The organism is Microcystis sp. M53603_WE2 (assembly GCF_030065435.1).
The window spans coordinates 1-7603 of record NZ_JASJFF010000256.1 but is presented as its reverse complement, the minus strand read 5'-3'; the positions used below and the strand labels follow the sequence as shown (position 1 = coordinate 7603).

Genomic DNA, 7603 nt, shown 5'->3' with positions numbered 1-7603 from the left:
GGTGAAGGTTGGCACAATAATCACCATGCCTATCAGTATTCTGCCCGTCATGGCCTACAATGGTGGGAAGTTGACCTGACTTGGATGACCATTCGTCTGCTGCAAATTCTGGGATTAGCTACTAATATTAAGTTACCCCCCAGCACGGCAACGGCGACAGAAAGTTAGTTTTATCCAGTTGTTAAATTAAATCTAGCCGAACTTATGTTTAAGTTCGGTTATTTTTTCTGCGACTTAACCCAAATCTGACGGCTTTTCCCACGGCACAACTGAGGAATATAGGTACTGCCAATCCTCCCCCAAAAAACGAAATCATTGATAGGATAAACTTGATTATTTCCCCCTCTGTCGAACATTGACTGGGGAAAGCACAACTCATCCCAAGAGCGAAGGATAACCAACCAAAAAAGAAAACACACAGGGGAAATAAGAGGCAAAAAACCAGACCCCCCGCTAGACAGCCTAATCCATTGGCCTTTCTATTCGATTTCTTCTCTGTCACCATCTCTATCGCTAACTTTTTCTAAGCCTTAGCATAAAAAGGTCAAACTATCAACTTTTTTAACAAATGTTTAATATTTACGCTGATGTGCCGGAAAGACCCCGGAGAACGTATATTTAAAGCTAATCCCCAAATTATATTAAGTTTCTAATGAAAAAAATCTCGATTTTAGGCTCTACAGGCTCGATCGGCACTCAAACTCTCGATATTGTCACCGATCATCCCGATAAGTTTCAAGTGGTAGGATTAGCCACGGGTAATAATATTCAACTACTATCGGAGCAAATTCGGCAATTTCGCCCGCAAATCGTGGCGATTAATAACGAAAGTCAACTAGAAGACCTAAAAAGCCTAATTTCCGACCTTGACTATACCCCGATTATCCTAGCAGGAAAGGAAGGAGTAATCGAAGTGGCCCGTTATGGCGATTCCGAAAGCGTCGTCACGGGAATTGTCGGTTGTGCGGGATTGCTGCCGACGATTGCCGCTATTACTGCTGGTAAAGATATTGCCCTCGCTAATAAAGAAACCCTGATTGCTGGCGGTCCAGTGGTGCTGCCTTTAGTGGAAAAACACCGAGTTAAATTATTACCTGCTGACTCGGAACATTCAGCTATTTTTCAGTGTTTACAGGGAGTTCCCACTGGGGGATTAAAAAAGATTATTCTCACTGCTTCTGGGGGTGCTTTTCGCGATTTACCCGTGGAAAAATTGCCGCAAGTAACCGTAGCTGATGCCCTCAAACATCCCAACTGGTCTATGGGCAGAAAAATCACCATCGATTCGGCTACTTTAATGAATAAAGGTCTAGAAGTTATCGAAGCTCATTATTTATTTGGTGTCGATTATAATGCGATCGATATTGTTATTCATCCTCAAAGTATTATTCACTCTTTAATTGAGTTACAGGATACATCGGTTTTAGCTCAATTAGGCTGGCCAGATATGCGTTTACCCCTGTTATATGCCTTGTCTTGGCCCGAAAGAATTTATACCGATTGGGAACCTTTGAATTTAGTTAAAGCTGGTAGTTTAACCTTCAAAGAACCCGATCATCAAAAATATCCCTGTATGGGATTAGCCTACGCAGCCGGCCGCGCAGGTGGGGCAATGCCAGCAGTATTAAACGCGGCTAATGAACAAGCGGTAGCGTTATTTTTAGAAGAAAAGATTAGCTTCTTAGATATTCCCCGGGTGATCGAAAAAGTTTGCGATCGCTTTGCAATTCATAACACTTCTACCCCTAGCCTAGATGACATTTTAGCCGCCGATAATTGGGCGCGTCAAGAGGTATCTAACTGTCTGATTGCCAATCCGGTCTAGATAGTCTAGATTCTGTAGGGATGTTAACTATAATGTCTCTACAGATATAGGATAGAAAAATCACTAATTTCGGCTATTTTTTCTAGTTAACTAGATTTATGATGATCATGACAAGGGTTGATAAGTAGCTGGTTATAATTAAATTAAAAATGGATTTTAGGTTCGATCCCCCCTGCCCCCCTTGATAAGGGGGGTGCCGATAGGCGGGGGGATCTGATAACTTTTAACGCCTACCTACTTAACCTTCAATAAACCTCTTGACTAATTAATTTTTGAGGGTTCAAAAACGGCAAAAATAAGGATTAAATTGCCTAAAATCCGTAAATAGACCATTTAATTGATTATTATTCATTCTTAATTCTCCTGACTACTGACTCCTAACCCTAACAACAATTTTTGATTTTTACAATGAGGTGTAATGACCCTGAAACTTGATCAAAAATAAGATAAAATAAACAAGATAGCGGTTATTACTTTTAATTTTCTATGGTTACAACTTCTCTATCCCTCCCCGAAATCGCCAGAGAAACCCGTCAAGCGAGTCGTCAACTGGCTATCCTGACTAACGAAGAAAGGAATGAAGCTTTAGAGGCTATTGCTGAGGCTTTAACTGCCAATGCTGATCAGATACTAGAAGCTAATATCGCCGATGTTCAAACTGCCAAAGCGATGCAATTATCTCCGGCTTTATGTGCGCGATTAGAGTTAAGTCCCAGCAAATTAAAAGCCGCTATTGCCGGGGTGCGAGATGTGTCTAAATTAGCAGATCCTTTAGCTACGATGCAAATTAATCGGGAATTAGATCAAGGTTTAATTCTTCGGAGAATAACCTGTCCTTTAGGGGTTTTAGGCGTTATTTTTGAAGCTCGTCCCGATGCTTTAATTCAAATTACCAGTTTAGCGATTAAATCTGGTAATGGCGTTATTTTAAAAGGGGGGAAAGAAGCGATCCGTTCTTGTCAAGCTTTAGTAACAATTATTCATCAGGCATTGAGTCAAACTAAAGTTAATCCAGCAGCGGTACGATTATTAACAACACGAGAAGAAATTCAGGAACTCTTAAAACTTGATCAATACATCGATTTAATAATTCCTAGAGGTTCTAACGAATTTGTGCGTTATATCCAAAATAATACCCGCATTCCTGTCCTCGGTCATGCCGATGGTATCTGTCATCTCTACATCGACAAAGAAGCCGATTTAAGCAAAGCAATTAGAATTACCGTCGATGGCAAAACCCAATATCCTGCCGCTTGTAATACCATTGAAACTTTATTGGTTCATCAAGACATCGCTAGACAATTTTTACCCGCAGTGGCACAAGCATTAGAGGAAAAAAAGGTTAAATTATTGGGAGATGAAGCAACTCGTCAGATGATTAACGTACCATCGGCCACAGAACAGGACTGGCAAACCGAATATAGTGATTTAATTCTGTCAATTAAAATTGTCGATAGTCTGGAATCAGCGATCGAACATATTAATTATTACGGTTCTCGACACACGGAAGGCATTGTCAGCGAAAATTTTAACACGGCCAAAACCTTTAGCGATCGAGTCGATGCCGCCGGAGTTTTTCATAATTGTTCCACCCGATTTGCCGATGGTTTCCGTTACGGTTTTGGGGCCGAAGTGGGTATCAGTACCCAAAAAATGCCTCCCCGTGGTCCGGTGGGATTAGAGGGATTAGTGACCTACAAATATCAATTAGCCGGAGATGGTCATATTGTCGCCGATTATTCTGGGGAAAATGCCCAATCTTTCACTCATAAGGACTTATAGTCGAGAAAAAAGCCGATGTTTACAGGATTAATTCAAGCCTTGGCAACAATCCGGGTCGTGGATACCGATAGACTTTATTTGTCTGTATCCTCTGATACAATTATCCGAGATTTAATGATTGGTGATAGTGTGGCTGTGGATGGGGTTTGTTTGACAGTCGAGGAAATTCTCCCAGAGGGTTTTCTGGCCACCGCTTCCCCGGAAACCCTACAGCGCACTACTTTAGGACGAAGGATTAAAACAGAACCCAACGTTAACCTAGAAACCTCTTTGCGGGTGGGTAGTAAAATCGGCGGTCATTTTGTCACCGGTCATGTGGACGGTATTGGCTGTTTAGTCGAATCGATAATCGTGGCTAATTCGTGGGAAATGACCTTTGCTGCCCCTAGTTCCCTAGAAGAGCAGTGGAATAACTACATAGCTCGTTATATCGTCGGTAAGGGCAGTATAGCTGTTAATGGCATTAGTTTAACCGTGGCCGATTGTGATGCCTCCGGCAGCTGGTTTAAAGTGGCTGTCATCCCCCACACCTACGCCGAAACCAATCTTTCCCATTTAAAATTAGGCGATTGGGTGAATCTAGAAGGGGATATTTTAGGCAAATATGTGGAAAAATTGTTAGGAATGCGCTCTTATCACCCTCCTAGCGAGATTAGCCTAGAATTTCTGGCTGAACATGGTTATTAGTTTTCCAGAAAAAGCCTTTTCAACATATAAATTTATTGGCAATTTATCCATTAATTTTAGTTTTAAAATTGCCAACCTTCTCGCTCCATTAAACCCTGAACATTGGTACAATCGATAGAAAAGTGTTGACAGACTGTGGGGATTTTGTGAGCATTAGGCTTCAAGGCTTCTTCGGTAATTACGCAACCGTCTTTTATCTTGGCACAGGCAATAATAAATGGGTCTGCCACTGGCTTTCCTTGTAATCTGGCTTTTTGAATCACTAAATCCTTAAAGTTTCTTATAGAAAAAATTTCAGGAATAAATAAAGTTTCCTGAGCAGTGGGTGGTAAAAATATTTGTTTATTGGAGTCTATCCAATCTAAAACAAATTGTTTATTATTGCCATATTCTACTTCTTTAAGCACTTCGCGTACTGATTGTAGTTTACCTTCTGACACAATCAAATCGATTTTTTGCCAAACGGTAGGAAAACTTTTGGGAAAATAGTTTCCTAAGACCTTAAAACTACTTGTGTCAAAAATGTAAACCATCAAAACAGTCCTTTGTCTAATAAATATTGTTCAAGTTTTTCCACCGTAGCAACTTTTTTAATGTTTAGATAATCAGCAACACGCTCGATATCGTATTGGCCTTGATAGTATTTCTTGAACACAAGTTTTAGGTAATTTTCTCCCAAATATGTCGCCTGACTAGCATAGTAATCACCTCCAGATTTTTTATTTTTGTCCTGACTTTTTCCCACCTGCTCACTGTACCACTCCCTTACTTTAAGAGTATATTCTTTCTGGGAGATTAAGTTATTATCTAATAGTTTTCGTAAAACTACTTCTCGACTAACCTTATAATCACTGGAAATTTTCGAGATAATTTTATCGTTATCGTTAACGTTAACTATTGTTTCTCTGATTATCTCAGAAAAGACATGATTAGGAAGCAAAAACTCCGCAGCAAATTTATTACAAAATATCTCGATATATTTATTTTCTCCTTGCAAACTATTAATATATCTATCGTCAGACTTAGTAATTCCATTAGTCTGCAAAAGAATATGTGCTAATTCATGAAAAATGGTAAATATTTGTCTAGATTTTTCCGTGCTATTATTAATATAGATGATCGGAAATTCAATATCTATCAAGCAAAATCCCGAAATTTCTCGCTGCTTAAAAGAACGCTTAAAAATAAAAATACCGGCTTCTTCCACGGCACTCCGCCATTTTTTTAAGGCAGTTTCCTGATCATTCCAGGTCAGTTGTTCTTCTAGAGTAACGTTTAAATAATTTCTTATCTGTTCGGCTAATCTCCTTAAATCATCACTAGAACTAACCGCAATATCCTGAAAGATTTTCTTGGTACTAGGATTAATACCATTATTAATTTCCTGTAGCGACAATTGCATCGCTTTTGCTTGTCGTAAAGCATAGATAGTATCGGCGGCCAGGTTTTCGATTTCAAAGTCTGGCAAAGTTCTAAATTCTTGTTTTTCCTCCGCTTCTAGGGGAGGTTCTGGGAAAAAGAATAAAGCGAGAGGACGTTTATATATTTCTGCTAACTTTTCCAATTGACTATAGGTAGGAAAGTCCTCTCCTGACTCCCATTTCTCGATAACAGAAACATCTTTTTTAAACTTGAGTGCCACAGACTCAAGAGAATATCTCGCCCTTTCTCTTGCCCATTGGATTATCTTGGGATTAACGCCTGTCAGTTTCTCGCCCATTAGTCGATCTTATCATCACGAGATAGAGATTTCTAGCTTGATTTAGATCATACAGTAGTTTTATTGTACTATATAATTACCCAAAATAGAGACAATATACTGAGTTCTGGATAGGTCAGTGAGGGATTGATAACTTTTTCCTATATAAAAAACCGGTGAAAAGCTTGACATTAGCCAAAATCCCCAGACAATGTTAAGTTAAATTAACCAATAGCCGAGGCTTGTATTTAAGGAAAACCCCTTATGGTAGCAACACCAGTTCAACAGAAATACGACATCAAAGATATTAGTTTAGCCCCCATCGGCAAACAGCGCATCGAATGGGCTGGTCGGGAAATGCCCGTTTTGCGTCAATTAGCGGAACGTTACGCTATCGAAAAACCCTTTGCCGGACTGCGTTTAGTCGCTTGCTGTCACGTTACCACCGAAACCGCTAATTTGGCCATCGCGCTAAAAGCCGGTGGCGCTGATGCGTTACTAATTGCTAGTAATCCCCTTTCCACCCAAGATGATGTGGCCGCTTGTTTAGTGGCTGATTACGGCATCCCCGTTTATGCAATCAAAGGGGAAGATAACGACACCTATCACCGTCACGTTCAAATCGCCCTCGATCATAAACCCCAGATTATCATCGATGATGGTTGTGATGTAGTGGCTACTCTAGTTAAAGAAAGAAGTCACCAATTACCCGACATTATCGGTACTACCGAAGAAACTACCACCGGTATCGTCCGTTTGCAAGCCATGCTCAAAGCCGGGGTGTTATCCTTCCCCGCAATGAACGTTAACGACGCAGAAACCAAGCATTTCTTTGATAATCGCTACGGTACAGGTCAATCTACCCTTGATGGTATCATTCGCGCCACCAATATCCTCCTTGCCGGTAAAACCGTGGTTGTGGCTGGTTATGGTTGGTGTGGTAAGGGTGTCGCTATGCGGGCCAAAGGTTTAGGCTCTAATGTAATTGTCACCGAAATCAACGCCGTGCGTGCCATTGAAGCGGCGATGGACGGTTTCCGGGTTATGCCCATGGATGAAGCCGCCAAAGAAGGCGATATCTTCATCACCGTTACTGGTAACAAGCACGTTATCCGGGCTGAACATTTTGACCTGATGAAAGATGGGGCGATTGTTTCCAACTCCGGTCACTTTGATATTGAAATCGACCTGCAAGCTTTAGGCGCAAAAGCCGATAATGTTAAGGAAGTTCGCAACTTTACCCAACAATATAGCCTAAAAAGCGGTAAATCCGTCGTTGTTATCGGTGAAGGTCGCCTAGTTAACCTCGCGGCCGCCGAAGGTCATCCTAGCGCCGTTATGGATATGAGTTTCGCTAACCAAGCGATCGGTGTAGAATACTTGGTTAAAAATAAAGGTAAATTAGCCCCCGGCATCTACTCAATTCCCTACGAATTAGACCAAGAAATCGCCCGCTTGAAACTGCAAGCCATGGGTATTGAAATCGATACTCTCACCGAAGCCCAATTAGAATATATCAACTCCTGGACTTCCGGAACCTAATATCAGTTATCAGTTATCAGTTATCAGTTGTCAGTTGTCAGTTGTCAGTTATCAGTTGTCAGTTCACT

At 40.9% G+C, this 7603-nt stretch carries 6 protein-coding genes and 1 pseudogene; 5 read left to right on the top strand and 2 right to left on the bottom strand.

Annotation, left to right across the window (positions count from 1 at the left end; translation table 11 throughout):
• The 4 genes and pseudogenes from PX481_RS05655 to PX481_RS05640 all read left to right on the top strand — a co-directional run.
• A pseudogene (locus PX481_RS05655) lies at positions 1 to 168 on the top strand (acyl-CoA desaturase); the annotation flags it as partial.
• Positions 169 to 652: 484 nt separating this feature from the next.
• Positions 653 to 1825: a 1-deoxy-D-xylulose-5-phosphate reductoisomerase gene (gene dxr / locus PX481_RS05650; RefSeq protein WP_002763350.1), complete on the top strand. Its 1173-nt coding sequence runs from the start codon at positions 653 to 655 to the stop codon at positions 1823 to 1825.
• Positions 1826 to 2311: 486 nt separating this feature from the next.
• Positions 2312 to 3607 carry a glutamate-5-semialdehyde dehydrogenase gene (proA, locus tag PX481_RS05645; RefSeq protein ID WP_002763352.1) on the top strand — a complete coding sequence of 432 codons (1296 nt, stop codon included), beginning with the start codon at positions 2312 to 2314 and terminating at the stop codon, positions 3605 to 3607.
• A gap of 15 nt (positions 3608 to 3622) precedes the next feature.
• Complete coding sequence (locus PX481_RS05640; RefSeq protein WP_002763354.1) at positions 3623 to 4294, top strand: riboflavin synthase; 672 nt, start codon at positions 3623 to 3625, stop codon at positions 4292 to 4294.
• Between the two features lie 62 nt (positions 4295 to 4356).
• Here PX481_RS05640 and PX481_RS05635 read toward each other — a convergent pair whose 3' ends face one another.
• Entirely contained in the window at positions 4357 to 4827 is a 471-nt protein-coding gene (locus tag PX481_RS05635; protein ID WP_288093941.1) for a PIN domain-containing protein, read from the bottom strand.
• On the bottom strand, positions 4827 to 6014 hold the full coding sequence (locus tag PX481_RS05630) for an ImmA/IrrE family metallo-endopeptidase (protein WP_288093940.1): 1188 nt from the start codon (positions 6012 to 6014) through the stop codon (positions 4827 to 4829). The genes PX481_RS05635 and PX481_RS05630 overlap by 1 nt, the downstream gene beginning before the upstream one ends.
• Positions 6015 to 6257: 243 nt before the next feature.
• On the opposite strand from PX481_RS05630, the gene ahcY reads away from it, so the two are divergent.
• On the top strand, positions 6258 to 7535 hold the full coding sequence (gene ahcY / locus PX481_RS05625) for an adenosylhomocysteinase (protein ID WP_002763358.1): 1278 nt from the start codon (positions 6258 to 6260) through the stop codon (positions 7533 to 7535).
• The last annotated feature ends 68 nt before the right edge of the window (positions 7536 to 7603 follow it).

What these genes read in the sequence shown, in the direction of transcription:
- dxr (WP_002763350.1), top strand. Translation starts at nt 653, where the DNA reads ATGAAAAAAATCTCGATTTTAGGCTCTACAGGCTCGATCGGCACTCAA.
- proA (WP_002763352.1), top strand. Translation starts at nt 2,312, where the DNA reads ATGGTTACAACTTCTCTATCCCTCCCCGAAATCGCCAGAGAAACCCGT.
- PX481_RS05640 (WP_002763354.1), top strand. Translation starts at nt 3,623, where the DNA reads ATGTTTACAGGATTAATTCAAGCCTTGGCAACAATCCGGGTCGTGGAT.
- PX481_RS05635 (WP_288093941.1), bottom strand. Translation starts at nt 4,827, where the DNA reads ATGGTTTACATTTTTGACACAAGTAGTTTTAAGGTCTTAGGAAACTAT.
- PX481_RS05630 (WP_288093940.1), bottom strand. Translation starts at nt 6,014, where the DNA reads ATGGGCGAGAAACTGACAGGCGTTAATCCCAAGATAATCCAATGGGCA.
- ahcY (WP_002763358.1), top strand. Translation starts at nt 6,258, where the DNA reads ATGGTAGCAACACCAGTTCAACAGAAATACGACATCAAAGATATTAGT.